The sequence below is a fragment of the Dyadobacter sp. 3J3 genome (genome assembly GCF_009801115.1).
In the GTDB taxonomy this organism is placed as follows: Bacteria; Bacteroidota; Bacteroidia; order Cytophagales; family Spirosomataceae; genus Dyadobacter.
Map to the genome: position 1 here is coordinate 153,717 of NZ_VTOL01000013.1, position 16,685 is coordinate 170,401.

Below are 16,685 nucleotides of genomic sequence, written 5' to 3' on the forward strand. Positions count from 1 at the left end.
TTTGGTCATGGATTGTCAGGTTTGTGAAAAGCTTTTAGACACCTTTATTTTACAACTATATCTATTTTATAACAAGTTGACAAATCGGTAAGGCAGTTATATGTGTACCGAAATTGTCAATTATCCGCATTTTTGATGAGATTTTTTAAGTGTTTAATTTTCCTGGTTTTTCTTTCCTGCAACCTTTCAGCACAGATCCGCTTACCAAAGCTGATTAGCGACCATATGGTTTTGCAGCGGGACCAGCCTGTAACGATCTGGGGTTGGGCCGCTCCGAAGGAAAAGGTTACGGTTATGTTGAAAAATAAAAGTTATAAAACCACAACTACGGAAAATGGTAAGTGGGAGATTCGGCTGCCAGCGCAACCTGCTGGAAGCGGTTTTGAAATGGTTTTAAAAGGTAAAAACCAGATCCGGATCAAAAATATTGCCTTTGGTGATGTATGGCTTTGCAGCGGACAAAGTAATATGGTAATCAATATGGAGCGTGTGAAAGAGCGATTTGCTGACGATATCGCTTCTGCCAATTACCCTGACATCCGGAATTTTTTCGTTCAGACACTTACCAGTCTGAGCGGTCCTGAAAAAGATTTTCCGAACGGGGAATGGAGAGCGGCGAACCCTAAGGATGTGCTCACCATGGGAGCAGTTACGTATTTTTTTGCAAGAGATCTTTACGATCAGTATAAGGTTCCTATCGGAATTATCAACAGTTCCGTAGGAGGCACACCAATCGAAGCCTGGATCAGTGAGGGCGGATACAAGGATTTTGCTGATATACAAAAGATTATCAATAAGAATAAAGACACAGCTTATGTCAATTCATTCAAACGCATGTTACCCAATAACAGACCAAAGCCACAAGTAAATGATTTGGGCCAAATTGAGCATTGGGAAAACACTACTTATGAGCCAAAGGGATGGCGGAATTTTAATATTCCGGGTTACTGGGAAGATCAGGGAATTAAAGATTTGAACGGTGTCGTCTGGTTTCGGAGGGAATTTGATATTCCTGAAAACTGGATTGGCAAGACAGTGAAACTCTATATGGGCCGTATTGTGGATGCAGATGAAATGTATGTCAACGGCAAAAAGATTGGAAATACAACCTACCAGTATCCGCCCCGTCGTTATGAGATTCCGGCGGATTTACTGAAAAAAGGAAAAAATACATTTGTCATCCGGGTTTTAAATCAAATGGGAAAAGGTGGTTTCGTTGCTGACAAACCATATTTCATGACTGCCGGGGATCAGGAAATTGATTTGAAAGGAACCTGGCAGTATAAAGTTGGGGAGGTATTCCAACCTCAGAAAAAAGGAAATTTTGGCGGCAGTCTATTGGTGCATCAAAACCAGCCGACAGCTTTATACAATGCCATGGTCGCGCCTGTTTTGCCCATGAAACTCAAAGGCTTTATCTGGTATCAGGGTGAATCGAATGTTGACAATCCAGCGCCATATAAAAAATTAATGCCCGCTTTGATCAACGATTGGAGAGGTTTGTGGAAAAATCCGGATGCTCCGTTTCTGGTCGTCCAGCTGCCCAATTTTCAGGACGTGAATTACACCACATCAGAAAGTAATATGGCGCTAATCAGAGAAGCGCAAAACCAGGCGCTTACGCTGAAAAATACCGCTGTGACGGTTACGCTGGACCTGGGTGAATGGAATGATATTCACCCTTTGAACAAAAAAGACATTGGAAAAAGACTGGCGCTATCGGCCAGAAACCTGGCTTACAAGGAAAAAAATGTCGTTTGTTCCGGGCCGGCGCTAAAATCACAAACGCTCGAAAAGGATAAAATAATCCTGACATTTGATCATGTAGCCAAGGGCATCACCTCCAAAGATTCAGAACCCTTGCGCTGGTTTTCCATCGCAGATTATGATAAAAAATTCGTCTGGGCAACGGCGCGGATTATTGGAAAAGATCAGATCGCATTGTCTAGCGAACTGGTGAAAACGCCAAAATATGTTCGCTACGGCTGGCAGGATAATCCGGAAGGAATCAATTTTTATAATTCGGAAGGTCTGCCCGCTTCTCCCTTCCGAACCGATGCGGAAATTTCGGATGATTCAAAACCCTGGAAAGGAAAAAAATGCGCGGTTGTGCTAACCTATGATGACGCGCTGAATGTGCATTTGGATAATGTAGTTCCTGCGCTGGATTCCCTTAGTCTGAAAGGAAGTTTTTATCTGACCGCTTCTTCGGATGCAGCAAGAAACAGAATTAAGGACTGGCGTGCTGTGGCTGCAAATGGCCATGAATTGGGAAACCACACGCTATATCATCCCTGTGACGCATCCGGGCCGGGTATGAGCTGGGTGAAACCGGAGTATGATCTGAGCAAATACAGTCTGGCAAGAATACAGGATGAGATCAAAATGTGCAATGCGTATTTAAAGTCGATCGACGGCAAAACGAAACGGACTTTTGCATTTACCTGTGGGCACAAAAAAGTAGCCGAAGGTGAATTTATTCAGACACTTTCCGATGAGTTTGTAGCAGCCAGGGCTGTCAGACATGAAATGCATGCACTTGATGAACAAAATCTGATGGACATAGATTGTTACGGGATGTCTGGCGAAACCGGAGAAAAGATGATCGAACTCGTTAAACAGGCACAGCAAAGCGGCAAATTGTTGGTTTTTCTTTTTCATGGCGTGGGAGGTGAACATGCGCTGAATGTTTCCAATCAGGCGCACAGCCAGCTGCTGCACTATCTGAAAGAAAATGAAAAAGATATTTATGTCGATACAATGCTGAATGTGGCAGAGCATATCGGTGATTTGAAAAAATAATATGGTCCAGTGCTGGACTTTGTGTCCACGAGCGCAACCCGAGTTTAAGAAACATAAAAAATCAGTAATTGGAAAAAAATATGATGACCAGAATATACATACTTCTGCTTTTCAGCTACATACTGATCAGTGCTCCATCCTTTTCAGCCGATCTTTTATCAGCTGAGGGTGATGACGGTTACAAGCTTTGGCTGAAATATGAGCCTGTTACGGATCCGGCTATAAAAGCTGAATACTTAAAATACACGGCTTTTATTTCAGTGTCTGGTAAGGGCGAGATCACGCAAAGTGCCGGCAGGGAGCTGCAAACAGGATTGAAGAGTCTTTTGGGTAAAAATATTTCTTCGAACAACTTGGTTGGAAATAAATCCGGAGGCATTGTTCTAAAACTGGAACCCAATCTTGATATAAAACAGGAGGAAGGTTACCGGATTCAATTGCTTGCGGGTAACCTAGTGGTCAGTTCAAAATCCGAAAACGGTATTTTGTACGGAACATTTGCCTTGCTGAGACATATGCAAATGCAACTTTCTGTCAAAGCTTTAAATCTGACAAGCAGCCCAAAAGTCCGGTACCGGATGCTGAATCATTGGGACAATCCGGACGGAAACATTGAGCGCGGTTACGCCGGTAATTCACTTTGGAAATGGTATGAATTGCCTGAGCGCGTTGACCCGCGTTACCAGGATTATGCCCGTGCCAATGCATCTTTGGGTATTAACGGAACGGTGCTCAATAATGTAAATGCGAGTGCGCGATTTATGTCGCAGGAGTATATCGTAAAAGTTGCAGCCGTCGCAAATGTGATGCGGAAATATGGTATCAAAACTTATTTGTCTGTATACTTTGCCGCCCCGAAAACACTGGGCGGTCTGCCTACTTCCGATCCGCTCGACCCCAAAGTACGTGCCTGGTGGAAAGAAAAAGTCGCTCAGATCTACAAAGAAATTCCGGACTTTGGCGGTTTTTTGGTGAAAGCCAATTCGGAAGGAGAGCCTGGTCCGCAGGATTATGGGCGCACACATGCCGACGGTGCGAACATGCTCGCCGAGGCTTTTCAACCTTATGAAGGCATCGTGATCTGGCGGGCTTTCGTTTACAAAGCGGACCCAAAGGCGGATCGTTTTAAAGCGGCTTACGAAGAATTTGTTCCGCTGGATGGAAAATTTGATCCGAAAGTAATTGTACAGGTAAAAAACGGACCGATTGATTTTCAGCCACGTGAGCCGTTTTCTCCATTGTTTGGCAATATGCCGAAAACGCCGCTTGGAGTAGAATTTCAGCTGACGCAGGAATATCTTGGTTTTGCCACACATGCCGTTTATGAGGCGCCAATTTTCAAAGAAAATCTTGATTCTGACACCTATGTAAATGGAGCGGGATCGACTGTCGCAAAGGTGGTCGACGGGACTTTGCATGGATATTCCCGAACGCTCATGGCCGGTGTGGCCAATACGGGAAATGCCAGAAACTGGACGGGACATCCGCTGGCCCAGGCCAACTGGTATGCATTCGGACGGCTGAGCTGGGACCATGCGTTAAGTTCTGAACAGATTGCCAAAGAATGGACTGAGCTGACTTTGACCCGAAATAAAAAAGCGCAGGAAAAGATTGTCGGGCTGATGCTGAGATCGCGTGAAATCTATGTCGATTACAATACGCCACTCGGACTTTCCCGCCCATGGATGGGTGTTCATTTCGCACCCGAACCCTGGCAAAACAAAGGCTCGCGGCCTGACTGGACAGCCGTATATTACCATCGTGCAGATTCCGCGGGATTGGGATTTGACAGGACTACTTCCGGAAGTAATGCGCTGGCTCAGTACCGCCCCGAAGTGCAGCAGCAGTGGAACAATCCTGATAAAACCCCGTTGCCTTATCTTCTCTGGTTTCATCATGTGGGCTGGGACAAAAAGCTAAGCACCGGCTGGACACTTTGGGAAGAACTTTGTACCCGTTTTTACACCGGTGCCGATTCGGTCGTCTGGATGCAGCAACAGTGGGATCTTGCAAAACCAAATCTGGATCCGCAGGTATATAACGATGTGGCCGAACGGCTGAAAGTCCAGCACAGGGAAGCGATCTGGTGGAGAGATGCCTGGGTTTTATACCTGCAAACTTTCGCCAAACAACCCATCCCCAAAGGTTTTGCTGCTCCTGAACAAACTTTGGAAGAAGTTAAAAAGTCGGTGGATATTTATCTGATGCGGTAGTCAACTTTACATTTTTACCCCTAATTCGAACAAATGTGCTCACCGGGAGATAGAACCAGAGTATACCTTTGCCGGCTACCCGCTGGATTATCTCCTTCATGACTGCACCAGTACCTGTTAATCGTTGAGTATCACAGATCGGGTTTCTACAATCGAATTCAATTTATTCAAATGTAAAAATGAAACATAAAATGCACAGGAATTTTTTAATAATGGCTTTGACATTATTTGTGTGGAATGCATCAGCCCAAACAAAGGGTGTGGCGGACAATACACTATCCAAAAAAGAACAGGCCGAAGGTTGGAAACTGCTTTGGGATGGGGCCACAACGAAAGGTTGGAAAAGTGGCAGTTCTGAAACTTTTCCGGCAAAAGGCTGGTCAGTGGATGGTGGTGTGCTGAAAGTTTTAAAGGACGGCAAAGGCGGAGATATCATCACCGATCAGAAGTATGAAAACTTTATGTTGAAAGTTGATTTTAAAATTACAGAGGGGGGCAATAGTGGTATTAAATATTTTGTAAACCGCGGCGGAATCGGCTGTGAATATCAGATTCTGGATGATCAGAAACATCCGGATGCAAAAGGCGGCGTTGCCGGAAACCGTACGCTGGGTTCTTTGTATGATTTAATTACCGCATCATCGGACAAGCCGTTTCATAAGGAGGATTTTAATACGGCTACCATTATTGTAAAGGGCAATCATGTAGAGCATTGGCTGAACGATGTGAAAATACTGGAATATGAACGCAACAATCAAATGTGGAAGGCTCTGGTCAATTACAGCAAGTACAAAGCCTATGCGGATTTTGGTGCGGCTCCACAGGGAAACATATTGCTCCAGGAACACGGTGATGAGGTATGGTTTAAAAATATAAAAATATTAGAGATTTAATTAGTTAATAATCTGATCGTTATTTAATCATCATTAAAGCAATAAATTATAAGTATCGATGAAACAGTTACAGTCACTGGATTACATTATTTTCTTTGTTTACTTCATCATTGTATCGGTATACGGTTACTGGATTTATCATCGCAAGAAAAGTGAAGCTGCTTCGACCAAAGATTTCTTTCTGGCCGAAGGTTCACTGACATGGTGGGCCATCGGCGCTTCGCTGATCGCTTCCAATATTTCTGCTGAACAGTTTATCGGGATGTCTGGAAATGGTTTTTCGATGGGTCTTGCCATATCAAGTTACGAATGGATGGCCGCCGCAACCCTTGTGATTGTCGCATTATTTTTCATGCCGATTTATTTGAAGAACAAGATATTTACCATGCCCCAATTTCTTAGTCAGCGTTATAATCCGACAGTCAGTCTGATCATGGCGATTTTCTGGCTGGGGTTGTATATTCTGGTGAATCTGACTTCAATTCTCTACCTGGGTGCACTGGCCGTTTCGGGTATCTCAGGCCTGGATTTTGACCTTTGTATGTGGGGACTGGCCATTTTCTCCATCATCATCACCATTGGTGGAATGAAGGTGATTGGCTTTACGGATGTGATACAAGTGTTTTTCCTGATCATCGGTGGACTTGCGACAAGTTACATCGCCATCAATCTTGTCTCTGATAATTTTGACACTACCGGCTTATTCAATGGTTTGAAACTAATGAAACAAAGTCACGACGACCATTTTCATATGATTTTCAAAGAAGGCAGTACGCACTATATGGAGCTTCCCGGACTGACGGTTTTGCTCGGAGGTATGTGGATTGTAAACCTGAATTACTGGGGCTGCAATCAGTACATTACCCAGCGGGCTCTCGGAGCAGATCTTAAAACCGCACGAAACGGACTTCTATTTGCGGCGTTTCTGAAACTGCTGATGCCGGTCATTGTAGTGCTTCCTGGTATCGCGGCATATACACTTTACAATCAAGGATTATTTCAACAGGAAATGACAGAAAACGGCGTCATCGTTGCTGATAAGGCATATCCGGTTTTGTTGAACTTATTACCTGCCGGGTTAAAGGGACTTTCTTTTGCCGCGCTTACCGCAGCCATTGTGGCATCGCTGGCGGGAAAAGCCAATAGTATTTCAACGATTTTTACGCTGGATATTTTCAAAATTTATATTGGCAAGAATAAAACAGAAGCACAGCTCGTGACCATCGGCCGGATCGTGATCGTCATTTCGATGGTACTGGCTATCCTGGTTTCTCCTTATATGGGTATCGACAAGGCGGGAGGTTTTCAATTTATCCAGCAAATGACAGGACTGCTGTCGCCGGGAATTTTTGCATCCTTTATCATGGGCTTTTTCTGGAAACGAAGCAATTCGGCAGGAGCATTGTTTGCCATAGTCGGCGGATTTATTGTGGCCCTGGCGATGCATAATAACTGGCTCCCCTTTGCAGACTGGACGCAGGTTCCGTTTTTGGATCGAATGGGTTGGGTTTTTGTAATTTGTATTCTCGGAATGTTTATTCTGGGTTATGTTTTACCTGACGAGAAAAAAGGTCTCGTCATCGATTCATCCATGTTTAAAGCGCATACGGGCTTTTTGGTAGGTGCTGCTATTATACTTGTTATGCTCGTTTCGCTATATGCTTTCTTTTGGTAGTCATTGTCTTTTATATATTGATGAGGTGTTAAAAGTCTGACTTAGCGTTTTAAACAAAACAGGTTCGGAAGAGATGTTTTCCGGACCTGTTTTGTTTAAAACGGTATTAAAATACTAGTAATATAAACAGGGGAGATGATGGATCTCAGCGAGAATCTGTGTGCTGTCAGCATCTTTTATACTTGAAAACAAACACGGATGCCTCAAATAATCATGACACATCCGCTGTAAAGTACCAACATTACAAAAATCGAATACTGAATGTCTGATAACAGTTTATTTCCTTATAAATGACCCTGTGAAGTTGTTCAAGCTATAGAAATAAACGCCGGGGCTAAGGGTTGAAATATCAATTACCGTTTGATCTGATCCTGTCAGATCGGATTGACGAACTTTTTGCCCGGGCACATTTATGATAATCAGTTTTCCCGCCATACTTATTTCCTTTAATATATAAGTGTCAGTAATACCTACGCTTTCCGGAGCCATGATTTTACAATTGATCCTATCACCCTGCTTTCTGTAATGAAATTCGCCATTTGGGCAGGCGTCCAGATATATCCCGCATAATCTGTATTCAGGTTAGTTCTGGAGAGAGATTGCATACAAGTCAACGCCGTTGGTTTTGAGGTAAGTTCGAACTCGTCCTGATATTTGGCATAATTCGCTTAATGTTCCTTCGTCAGATCGACTTAGAATATTTAGGATTTATTGCCACTGGTTCAGTGTGACATTCCTGAGATTGTGCCTTTAAATTGCCGGAGGCAAGAACTGAAAGGAGGGAAGAAATCGCCTGATTTGTGGTAAGAATATTTGGCTGAGCACGGAATTTTAAGTTTGACATCCGTTTTTTTACTGGGCTTGGAATCTAATTTGGGCAACTAACAATATTCCTGAAAGTCCGATTTTAATAATTCAAACAAAGTAAAGTTGCCTAATTTTCTCTGTATTCTTCATTTTAATTAAGAAAAGCAAAAATTCTTAAATATGTCTATTAATAAACATTTCCCAAAGATGCATTTTGCTTCTTCGCTAAATGCAAGTGCAAATACAGCTCATATTGGTCTGCTTGTTCATTAATGATTAAGCTGTGAGACGGATATAAAATGGAAAGTCTCTTTTTTACGTTTGATAAACCCAATCCACCGATGGGATGATGTGAACCGGCAGGTTTGCTGTTGGCAATCCATAAGCTTAAAAAATCGTTCTGGATAACAATACGCATTTTGATCCAGGATTTTTGCGCTGTGCTTTGAACACCATGTTTGAAGGCATTTTCTATAAAAGTAATCAGTATAAACGGAGCGATTTGCAAGGTTTGTTCTACATCCTCGGGGAATTCCATTTCCAGTGTTAGTCGTTTTGTGGTCCTAAGCAGTTCAAGATCCACATAATCCTGGATGAAGGAAAGTTCCTTTTTAAGCGGCACCTCTGCATCACCAGTTTCATAAAGTGAATAACGCATCATTGTCGATAACTTCTCCACAATTTGTGCAGCACGAGGGGTCTTCTCTTCTGTCAAAGCGTAAATACTATGAAGCACATTAAACAAAAAATGCGGATTGAGCTGGCTTTTCAGAAAGTCAAGTTCCAGGTTCGTGTATTGCTGTTGCAAACGGCTATGGCGTAGCTGACGTCTATACATTTCTATAAAGAGCTTTATTGCCAGAGGGAAAAAAGCACGTTGAATGATAAACAACAGGTGGAAAAAGGTTCCGATATTAAACAAAGCCTGAAAATAGGGCATTTTTTCAAAATGATTGATCGAGCCTGTGTAGTCATCCGGCAAACCAAAAAAATGTTTCACAAGGTGTGAAGCGTAATAATAGAAAGTGAACAGGGTGACATAATACATTAAAAGACCAGGTATTAATATAAGTGGGCGCCTCCAATAACGGGTAAACAGGAAGACCAGCAAGTAATACTGAAGTATGATACTCAAAGCATCCCTCAGGACAGGTCCCACATAAGTCAATAAGGGGTAGTTAAGCGTGGGATTAGGATACAGGAACCAAGGAACATAAGTGGAAACCACCAACAAGAAAATGCCAAGAATCAGCAGGAGGTGAAAACCTGCCCTTTTCCAGCCTTTGTATTGGGTGGGGTCAGCAAGGAGTTCTAAATTTAACATAAGCAATCAGTAAGTCCGGTATGAATGCAAGGAAAACAGATTTATAGAAAGCTTACACTTTTTTTCGATAGAAGGCAGGTTTTGCCGGACAAAACAATGGCGGATTACTTTCACCGAAAATTCCGGCCATTTCAACGAAAAAATTTATCGTAGTAGAGCCGCCTTCTTACATTTGACCCATACCAAAACGAACATTTAAAATAAAGCGTGACAAAATCTGCTGCTATAAGGCAACTAATTCATTAGCCGCTTTTTAAGTGTATCCTTCACAAAGTCCCGGTAATTAGGCCCCAGGATTAGTTGATGCCCTGTGGAAGTATGAACGGTGTTTCCTTCCAGCATCTTGATATGACTTAACTGCACCAGGCATGAACGGTGTATTCTTAAAAAGCGGTCTGATGGAAGTGTTTCCGCTAGTTTTTTCATTGTTAATAAGCTAACAAAATAACGATCAGCCATGAAAACCTTGACATAATCGCCCAACGACTCAACGAATACGATGTCGTCCAGAATAATCTGTTCCAGTTTTTTATCGGTCTTAAAATAGAAAAACTCGCCCTTTCCATCCGTTGCTGAGGACGGGTTTGAAAGCGGAAGCGGCTCGGTTGCAGCAGGTGAATGACTGGATATTTTATCCCTGACGCGGCCTACCGCCTTAAGAAATCGCTCAAAGGTGATCGGTTTGAGAAGATAGTCCGTTACCCCAAATTCAAAGCCGTCCAGCGCGTGCGCGGGGTTCGCTGTTGTCATAACCACCGCGGGGTGAGGCAGCGGGTAGGCCCGGAGAAATTCCATTCCACTCATTTCAGGCAGATTGATGTCAAGGAAAATTACATCCGGACGCAGATTCGGAAGCTGGTCAAACGCAATAATCGCATCATCAAAAGTAGCAGTCAATTCCAGGGAAGACACTCTGCTGACGTATTTTTCAAGTAACTGCTGAGCCAATGGCTCGTCTTCAACAATCGCACATCGAACCATAAAAAATTCATTAAATCAACCAAGGAAGTGCAGGAAAAGAAGTAGTACAATAGCCATACAAAGTAGAAAAATTTTCAGTACAAATCAAAATGAGGCTAGCCCTCTGAATCTTACAGCAAATCAAGCCATGAAGAATCCAAGATTTTTTAGATCAGTTAGCATTTATAGTAGTATTATTTATTTCTTGTTGTTAATCGGCACGCTTCCGGCCGCCGCACAGTATCCTGTAAGCGGGAAGGTAATAGAAAAGGACCATGGTAGTGCCGTTGCCTATGCGGTCATTGTCCTGGCGTCTCCCCAGGATTCATCGGTGATAAAAGGAGGTCTGACTGATGAATCGGGCAATTTTGTTTTGGACAACGTAGCGACAGGCCAATACCTTTTGAATGTTCAGGTTGTCGGCTACAAGACAAAGTGGCTTCCAGTATTTTCCATAGCACTCTTACCTGTGGTGCTTGGAGAAATAAAAATGGAGGCAAAAGTGGAAAATCTTCAGGAGGTGACGGTGACAGGTCATCGCAGTCTGGTAGAAAACATGGGAGACAGAATGGTATTAAATGTTGCCAATAGCGTTATCGCGAAGGGAAATAAAGTAGAGGACCTGCTGAAATATGCGCCGATGATATCTATGTCTCCGAATGGAATCAGGGTCGGCAATAAAGACAATGTGCTTATCTTAATAGATGGACGGCAGACCGGTAAAAGCTCTTTGGACAATTTTCTGCAAAGTTTTTCCGCCGAACAGGTCTTAAAAATTGAGATAATTTCAAACCCATCAGCCAAGTATGATGCGAGTTTCGGCGCAGTTGTCAATATTATCACCAAAAAAAGCCTTGAAAACGGTTTAAATGGCCGCGCTGGATTCATTTTCTCCCAGGGTAGCTATGCAAGATCAAACCCTGATATTTCATTGAATTTCCGCTCAAACCGCTGGAGCATTTTCACGACGCTTAACGGCAGACTCAATCACGTCGGATCTGATGAGTCCACCCTTCGAAAGTACCAAATGGGTGATATGGATGGCAAATCTTTTTCATTTTACAAGACCTACGATTTGTCCACTTTTAGCGGGATTGATTATGCTCCCATTGCTAATCATACCATTGGCCTGCGTTTGAACACTGGGTCGCAAACAAACGATACACGAACGGATGGAACCATTTATTTCAGAAGCTATCCGGCTCAAACCGATTCTGTGCTTTTTTTACATCGAACCGAAAATGACCGGACAAAAAATTACGACGTCAACCTGAATTATACAGGAAAACTCGATGCATTGGGTAAAGAGCTTTCTGTCAACGTAACCAGAAGCTTTTTCGACCGTTCCAATACACAGAACCTGAATTATCGTTACACGGATAGTGAACTGATCCCATTAAGATCACAACAGAATTTAAGAATCAGAAACCCAAAAGATGAAAAAAATATGATCCTGAAAGCTGATCTGAGCTTACCCTTAAAAAATGGTGGATGGCAATACGGGTTTCAGCTGACAACCCTTTCCAACGATAACCAACTAACCCAGGAAAACCAGCAGGCAAGTGGCGAGTTTATTTTGAATCCCGCATTTAGTAATCGGGGAAAATATAAGGAGCAATCTTACGCAGGCTATGGCGGGTTTAACACCAGATTAAAGTCAGGATGGGCGCTGCAGACAGGCCTGCGTTACGAATGGACACACCAGGAACTTATCAGCGCCAATCTAAAAAGGAGCTATGCCGGATTCTTCCCTAGTATTGGAATCAATAAATCATTTAACAGTGATCGGAGTTTTAGATTATCCTATACCCGCAAAATTTCAAGGCCAACCCTCTCTACACTTGTTCCGTACAGATATCAGCTGGACCCATACCTTATTTCACAAGGGAACCCTCTGGTAAAACCCGCTTTTGCACATACGCTGGATGCCAACTTTACAACAGGTGGGATTACATTCCTTGCCAATCTCACCACGACACACAATTCAATTTTAAATACCGTCTTCTTTGATCAGGACACTAAAATCTACACGGTCTCTTTCACTAACCTGAACAGGGTACAAAGTGAATATCTGGGAATTTCCTGGGGAAAGGAAATGCGCAGATGGTGGTCACTAAACTGGAATGGCGGTATCCGGGCCTCTCAAACTGATTCCCCCGTTGGAGGCTTTGCGGCAGGAAAGTTGACTGGCACCGGCTTGCACACCTATGTTAACAATATTTTTGCTTTGCCCAAAGGATACAAAGCCGAGCTGTTGCTTGTATATGAATCTGCCAGCCGTAATACAATCAACAAAAGCAAACAGATATTTTTTTCATTCCTGAGTTTTAACAAATCGATTAACAAAAACGGAAATGTGAAGGTGATCTTCAAAGACGTGTTTCATACCCAACTTTATCGTTATGTGGTTTCGTATGGTAACGTTTCATCCAGCAATCAGTATTATAATGATAATCAACGCATACAAATCGCCTTTACCCAAAGCTTTGGAAAAACGACGGTTAAGCAGGCGCGAGAAAAAAGCCTAGGCAATGACATCGAAAAGGGTCGTATGGGGGGCGGTGTAAAGTAAACGGGTGCTGCTGCAAATCTATAAGCGAGACCAGTCAAAACAAGATAAGTTGATTCCTTTAACCTGGCCTTATATTACTCCCCCAGGATGAAAACTGCTTTACCTAAAATGCCTCCTCTGGGCACTTCTTTATAGGCTTCTTTAAAATCATCCATTCTATACGTTTTTGCGATGACGACATCCATACCCTCATTCACATTGTTCACAAGTGTATGCAGGTCAGCCACCGAGGGCTTCGAAAGCAATACCTTATATTTCTGCTTTGAAAAAAGGTTATGTAAAAATGACTCGATGATTTGTTTAGGGCCGGGGATCGTATTGACATACGTAGCCCTGGCCTTCATGATCGCCCTGGCCTTGTCAAAGGGGATCTGACCGGACAGATCGATTACCACATCATATAGTTTTTCACCTGCCAGAATATTTTCTTTCTGATAATTGATCACAAAATCGCTTCCCCATTTTTTTGCCAAATCCATTCCTTTTTCACTCACAACAGCGGTTAGGATTGCGCCTTTTGTTTTAGCTATTTGGGTAGCAAACATGCCAATGCCTCCCGTGGCCCCGTTTATAAGCACCTCAGTCCCTTTATTGACGGTAATCACCTTGTTAAATATTTGCAGTGCAGCAAAACCCACAACGGGTATCGCGGCCGCTTTTTCAAAAGATATCGTTTCGGGTTTAATGGTAATATCTTTTTCAGTAACAAGTACGTATTCTGCTAATGCGCCGCCTTTAAACTGGTCAACCGACCCTAAAACTGCGTCCCCTTTTTTAAACCGGGAAATGGAGCTTCCGACAGCTTCCACTACGCCTGAAAAATCAATACCAATTCCTTTTGGGAATTTGGAGCCCGACATCAGTTTCATTTCGCCTGCCAGGATCTTCCAGTCGAGCGGGTTTATAGAGACTGCCTTGACTTTGACCAATACGGTTGTCTCCGTAATTTCCGGAATTGGGGTTTCGGTTATTTCAAGTTCATTTACCCCGCCATATTTCTGATAGCTCACTTTTTTCATCTTAATGCACTTTGAGTTTTTCTTTTAAAAAATTGCTTGCCGTTTCCAGGACTTCTTCGCCCATTTTTCCCAGACCCAAAAAGCCATGGACGTTTTCGTAATTTTGGTAGCTTGTTTTTACGCCAAAGCTTTGCAGCTTATCTGTATAAGCTTTTCCTTCATCTTTGAGCGGATGGTAATTTGCGGTCATGATCAAGGCATCCGGCAGGTCTGAAAAATCGGTTGCCCTTAAAATTACCGGGTAAGCTGCAAACTGTGCCCGCGACTTAATCCCTGACGCAGTTCTTTTTTGAGCGGTATATAATGCCATATATCCACCGGCGCTACCGCTGGCTGATTGCACAGTCCGTTAAAATCCATTGCATGTTCGATCAGCCATTCGGTGGCCGCCACACAATCTTCCAGGCCTTTCGGATAAGGGTTTTCAGATGCCAGCCTGTATTCCACCGAGATGACAATACACCCGGATTTTGAACAAAGGTGACGGCACATATCATCATGGGTATCAATGCTCATCAGCGTAAATCCCCCGCCATGGAAATAAGCCACAACAGGAACAGGGCCATCACCTTGCGGGATGTTGAGCCTGATCTGGATACTTGCAGACGTGATTTCCATGTTGATCATCTTTCCCATCGATATAGGATCAGGGTTTGCCGGTGCATACTTCATCTTTCTCTGGTTTGTGCCTTGGGGAAACTGGTTGAGCTTGTCATAACCCATTTGTGCTGCAAACGAGATCATATCCGGTTCTTCTTTTGAGAGTGCCGTTTGTTACTTTTTGATATTTTAAATTTGACGGTTCAGAGAAAGGTTAATCCAGGAAGTCTGGCGGGTACAGCTTTTGTCCGTGCTTTTCGGCAAGCTGTATGATCCTTTTTAAATCATCCTCGCCCCAAACCTCAGGAGGTAAAAACGTACCTGCTTCAACCCGAGTGCCTATTTCTTCAAAAAACGTATCCAGTCCGGCCGGGATCACAGTACATAACAAGTGCGCCATTTCTTTGCTGTTATTCTTAAAACAATGCACCTCACCGCCCTGAGGGATATTTACAAATGAACCTTGTTTTGCAGTATAGTGGCCGGCTTCGGTTTTAAATTCAATCTCACCTGCTACCACATAAAACATCTCCTGTATATCTGCATGGGCATGCGGACCAGGGCCGCCACCCGGCGGCACAAGCATGTCAATTACGGCATAAGCTCCCTGGGTTTGTTTACCAGAGATAACGATGCGGTAATTATCTCCTACAACCGAAAGGTTTTCACCCTGATTCTCGTTCACGGCAATAATGTTGTCTATCATGATAGGTAGTTTTTGTGTTAATCATTCAATATGTTTAAGAATATTTATTGCAGCGCAGGGTAATCGATGTAACCCTTTTCACCGGGTGTATACAGCGTGCTGACATCTATTTGATTTAACAATGCATCTTTTTCAATGCGGTTTACGAAATCCGGAGTTGATAAAAAACTTCTTCCAAATGCCACAATATCTGCAAAACCTTTATGCAACTGCTCTTCGGCGGTTTCTGCGGTCAGCCCGTTACATAAAATAATGGTGTTGGAAAATCCAGCCCTGATAGCGTCAAATGTTTTTTGAGGAATGGCCGGGTTTGCGGAGATATGTATGTATTGAATATCGAGCCCGTCCATTACTTTCGCCAGGTAATCATACGTTTCATGAACCTTATTGGCATCGTAAGCTTGCAGGTCGCCCAGGGTTGAAAAAGGCGAAAACCTGATACCCACCTTTTGTTTGCCTATTGCTCCGACCACTTTTTCGGCCACTTCAACAGTTAGCCTTGCCCGGTTTGTTATGCTTCCGCCGTATTCATCGGTGCGGTTATTTACATTCGGATTTAAAAACTGTTCGAGCAAATAACCGTTTGCCGCGTGCAACTCAACTCCATCAAAACCCGCTTCCATGGCGTTTTTTGCAGCTGAAACATAGCCGTCAACAATTGTTTTTACGCCCGTAGTGGTCAAGGATATTGGTTCCGAATGATCCTGCATGCCTATGGAATCGGTATAGATCTGCCCAGCAGCTTTAATATCCGAAGCACCCAGTAAAATGGCCCCTTCCGATAAATTATCCATATGGCCAATTCGGCCGGTATGCATAAGTTGTAAAAATATCTTACTGCCGTCCTGGTGTACCCTTGCGGTAATCTTTTTCCAACCTGCGATTTGCGGCTTGCTGAAGATGCCCGGTATCCGAGGATAGCCCAAGGCTTCGGGAGTTGGGGCTGTACCTTCGGTTATAATTAAACCTGCCCCGGCGCGTTGCCCGTAATAGGTTGTCATCAGATCATTGGGGATGTTGCCGATGGCACGGCTCCTGGTCATGGGGGCCATTACAATGTGGTTCTTTAAAGCGAACCCGTTTTTGCTATAGGGTGTCAATATCTTTTTCATTT

The 16,685-nt window shown here is 43.4% G+C and carries 14 protein-coding genes; 5 read left to right on the forward strand and 9 right to left on the reverse strand.

The genetic code is table 11. From position 1 onward, the window contains the following. The first annotated feature begins 135 nt into the window (after window positions 1–135). From FZF08_RS24885 to FZF08_RS24900, 4 genes are all read left to right on the forward strand, one after another. On the forward strand, window positions 136–2,802 hold the full coding sequence (locus FZF08_RS24885) for a sialate O-acetylesterase (RefSeq protein WP_159475134.1): 2,667 nt from the start codon (window positions 136–138) through the stop codon (window positions 2,800–2,802). An 83-nt stretch (window positions 2,803–2,885) separates the two neighbouring features. Further along, window positions 2,886–5,015, forward strand: a complete 2,130-nt coding sequence (locus FZF08_RS24890; RefSeq protein WP_159475231.1) for an alpha-glucuronidase family glycosyl hydrolase — start codon at window positions 2,886–2,888, stop codon at window positions 5,013–5,015. A 212-nt stretch (window positions 5,016–5,227) separates the two neighbouring features. Next, window positions 5,228–5,908 carry a DUF1080 domain-containing protein gene (locus FZF08_RS24895; protein WP_200837161.1) on the forward strand — a complete coding sequence of 227 codons (681 nt, stop codon included), beginning with the start codon at window positions 5,228–5,230 and terminating at the stop codon, window positions 5,906–5,908. Between the two features lie 58 nt (window positions 5,909–5,966). After that, window positions 5,967–7,583, forward strand: coding sequence for a sodium:solute symporter family transporter (locus tag FZF08_RS24900; RefSeq protein ID WP_159475140.1), 1,617 nt, complete (start codon window positions 5,967–5,969; stop codon window positions 7,581–7,583). 276 nt (window positions 7,584–7,859) lie between these two features. Here FZF08_RS24900 and FZF08_RS32370 read toward each other — a convergent pair whose 3' ends face one another. From FZF08_RS32370 to FZF08_RS24915, 4 genes are all read right to left on the reverse strand, one after another. Beyond that, window positions 7,860–8,072 carry a T9SS type A sorting domain-containing protein gene (locus FZF08_RS32370; protein WP_159475143.1) on the reverse strand — a complete coding sequence of 71 codons (213 nt, stop codon included), beginning with the start codon at window positions 8,070–8,072 and terminating at the stop codon, window positions 7,860–7,862. Further along, window positions 8,054–8,188: a hypothetical protein gene (locus FZF08_RS32100; protein WP_255463699.1), complete on the reverse strand. Its 135-nt coding sequence runs from the start codon at window positions 8,186–8,188 to the stop codon at window positions 8,054–8,056. The genes FZF08_RS32370 and FZF08_RS32100 overlap by 19 nt, the downstream gene beginning before the upstream one ends. A gap of 389 nt (window positions 8,189–8,577) precedes the next feature. Next, window positions 8,578–9,714, reverse strand: coding sequence for a sensor histidine kinase (locus FZF08_RS24910; protein WP_159475146.1), 1,137 nt, complete (start codon window positions 9,712–9,714; stop codon window positions 8,578–8,580). A gap of 234 nt (window positions 9,715–9,948) precedes the next feature. Then, window positions 9,949–10,695 carry a LytTR family DNA-binding domain-containing protein gene (locus tag FZF08_RS24915; protein ID WP_159475149.1) on the reverse strand — a complete coding sequence of 249 codons (747 nt, stop codon included), beginning with the start codon at window positions 10,693–10,695 and terminating at the stop codon, window positions 9,949–9,951. A gap of 127 nt (window positions 10,696–10,822) precedes the next feature. Between FZF08_RS24915 and FZF08_RS24920 the strand changes: the two genes are divergently transcribed. Further along, entirely contained in the window at window positions 10,823–13,246 is a 2,424-nt protein-coding gene (locus FZF08_RS24920; RefSeq protein ID WP_159475152.1) for a TonB-dependent receptor domain-containing protein, read from the forward strand. Window positions 13,247–13,320: 74 nt separating this feature from the next. Here the strand turns inward: FZF08_RS24920 and FZF08_RS24925 are convergent, their stop codons facing one another. The 5 genes from FZF08_RS24925 to FZF08_RS24940 all read right to left on the reverse strand — a co-directional run bounded on the left by FZF08_RS24925 (window position 13,321) and on the right by FZF08_RS24940 (window position 16,683). Beyond that, the gene (locus tag FZF08_RS24925) at window positions 13,321–14,265 is read right to left on the reverse strand and encodes an NAD(P)-dependent alcohol dehydrogenase (protein WP_159475155.1); all 945 of its coding nucleotides are present in this window, start codon (window positions 14,263–14,265) and stop codon (window positions 13,321–13,323) included. Between the two features lies 1 nt (window position 14,266). After that, window positions 14,267–14,575 carry an alpha/beta hydrolase gene (locus tag FZF08_RS32105; RefSeq protein ID WP_255463700.1) on the reverse strand — a complete coding sequence of 103 codons (309 nt, stop codon included), beginning with the start codon at window positions 14,573–14,575 and terminating at the stop codon, window positions 14,267–14,269. Next, on the reverse strand, window positions 14,500–15,009 hold the full coding sequence (locus FZF08_RS24930) for an alpha/beta hydrolase fold domain-containing protein (protein ID WP_200837163.1): 510 nt from the start codon (window positions 15,007–15,009) through the stop codon (window positions 14,500–14,502). Before FZF08_RS24930 ends, FZF08_RS32105 begins: the two co-directional genes overlap by 76 nt. A 70-nt stretch (window positions 15,010–15,079) precedes the next feature. After that, window positions 15,080–15,571 (reverse strand): cupin domain-containing protein, encoded by a 492-nt coding sequence (locus FZF08_RS24935; protein ID WP_159475157.1) that lies wholly within the window; start codon window positions 15,569–15,571, stop codon window positions 15,080–15,082. A 44-nt stretch (window positions 15,572–15,615) separates the two neighbouring features. Beyond that, window positions 15,616–16,683 (reverse strand): alkene reductase, encoded by a 1,068-nt coding sequence (locus FZF08_RS24940; RefSeq protein ID WP_159475159.1) that lies wholly within the window; start codon window positions 16,681–16,683, stop codon window positions 15,616–15,618. Window positions 16,684–16,685 lie beyond the last annotated feature (2 nt).

What these genes read in the sequence shown, in the direction of transcription:
- FZF08_RS24885 (WP_159475134.1), top strand. Translation starts at nt 136, where the DNA reads ATGAGATTTTTTAAGTGTTTAATTTTCCTGGTTTTTCTTTCCTGCAAC.
- FZF08_RS24890 (WP_159475231.1), top strand. Translation starts at nt 2,886, where the DNA reads ATGACCAGAATATACATACTTCTGCTTTTCAGCTACATACTGATCAGT.
- FZF08_RS24895 (WP_200837161.1), top strand. Translation starts at nt 5,228, where the DNA reads ATGGCTTTGACATTATTTGTGTGGAATGCATCAGCCCAAACAAAGGGT.
- FZF08_RS24900 (WP_159475140.1), top strand. Translation starts at nt 5,967, where the DNA reads ATGAAACAGTTACAGTCACTGGATTACATTATTTTCTTTGTTTACTTC.
- FZF08_RS32370 (WP_159475143.1), bottom strand. Translation starts at nt 8,072, where the DNA reads ATGGCTCCGGAAAGCGTAGGTATTACTGACACTTATATATTAAAGGAA.
- FZF08_RS32100 (WP_255463699.1), bottom strand. Translation starts at nt 8,188, where the DNA reads ATGCAATCTCTCTCCAGAACTAACCTGAATACAGATTATGCGGGATAT.
- FZF08_RS24910 (WP_159475146.1), bottom strand. Translation starts at nt 9,714, where the DNA reads ATGTTAAATTTAGAACTCCTTGCTGACCCCACCCAATACAAAGGCTGG.
- FZF08_RS24915 (WP_159475149.1), bottom strand. Translation starts at nt 10,695, where the DNA reads ATGGTTCGATGTGCGATTGTTGAAGACGAGCCATTGGCTCAGCAGTTA.
- FZF08_RS24920 (WP_159475152.1), top strand. Translation starts at nt 10,823, where the DNA reads ATGAAGAATCCAAGATTTTTTAGATCAGTTAGCATTTATAGTAGTATT.
- FZF08_RS24925 (WP_159475155.1), bottom strand. Translation starts at nt 14,265, where the DNA reads ATGAAAAAAGTGAGCTATCAGAAATATGGCGGGGTAAATGAACTTGAA.
- FZF08_RS32105 (WP_255463700.1), bottom strand. Translation starts at nt 14,575, where the DNA reads ATGGCATTATATACCGCTCAAAAAAGAACTGCGTCAGGGATTAAGTCG.
- FZF08_RS24930 (WP_200837163.1), bottom strand. Translation starts at nt 15,009, where the DNA reads ATGATCTCGTTTGCAGCACAAATGGGTTATGACAAGCTCAACCAGTTT.
- FZF08_RS24935 (WP_159475157.1), bottom strand. Translation starts at nt 15,571, where the DNA reads ATGATAGACAACATTATTGCCGTGAACGAGAATCAGGGTGAAAACCTT.
- FZF08_RS24940 (WP_159475159.1), bottom strand. Translation starts at nt 16,683, where the DNA reads ATGAAAAAGATATTGACACCCTATAGCAAAAACGGGTTCGCTTTAAAG.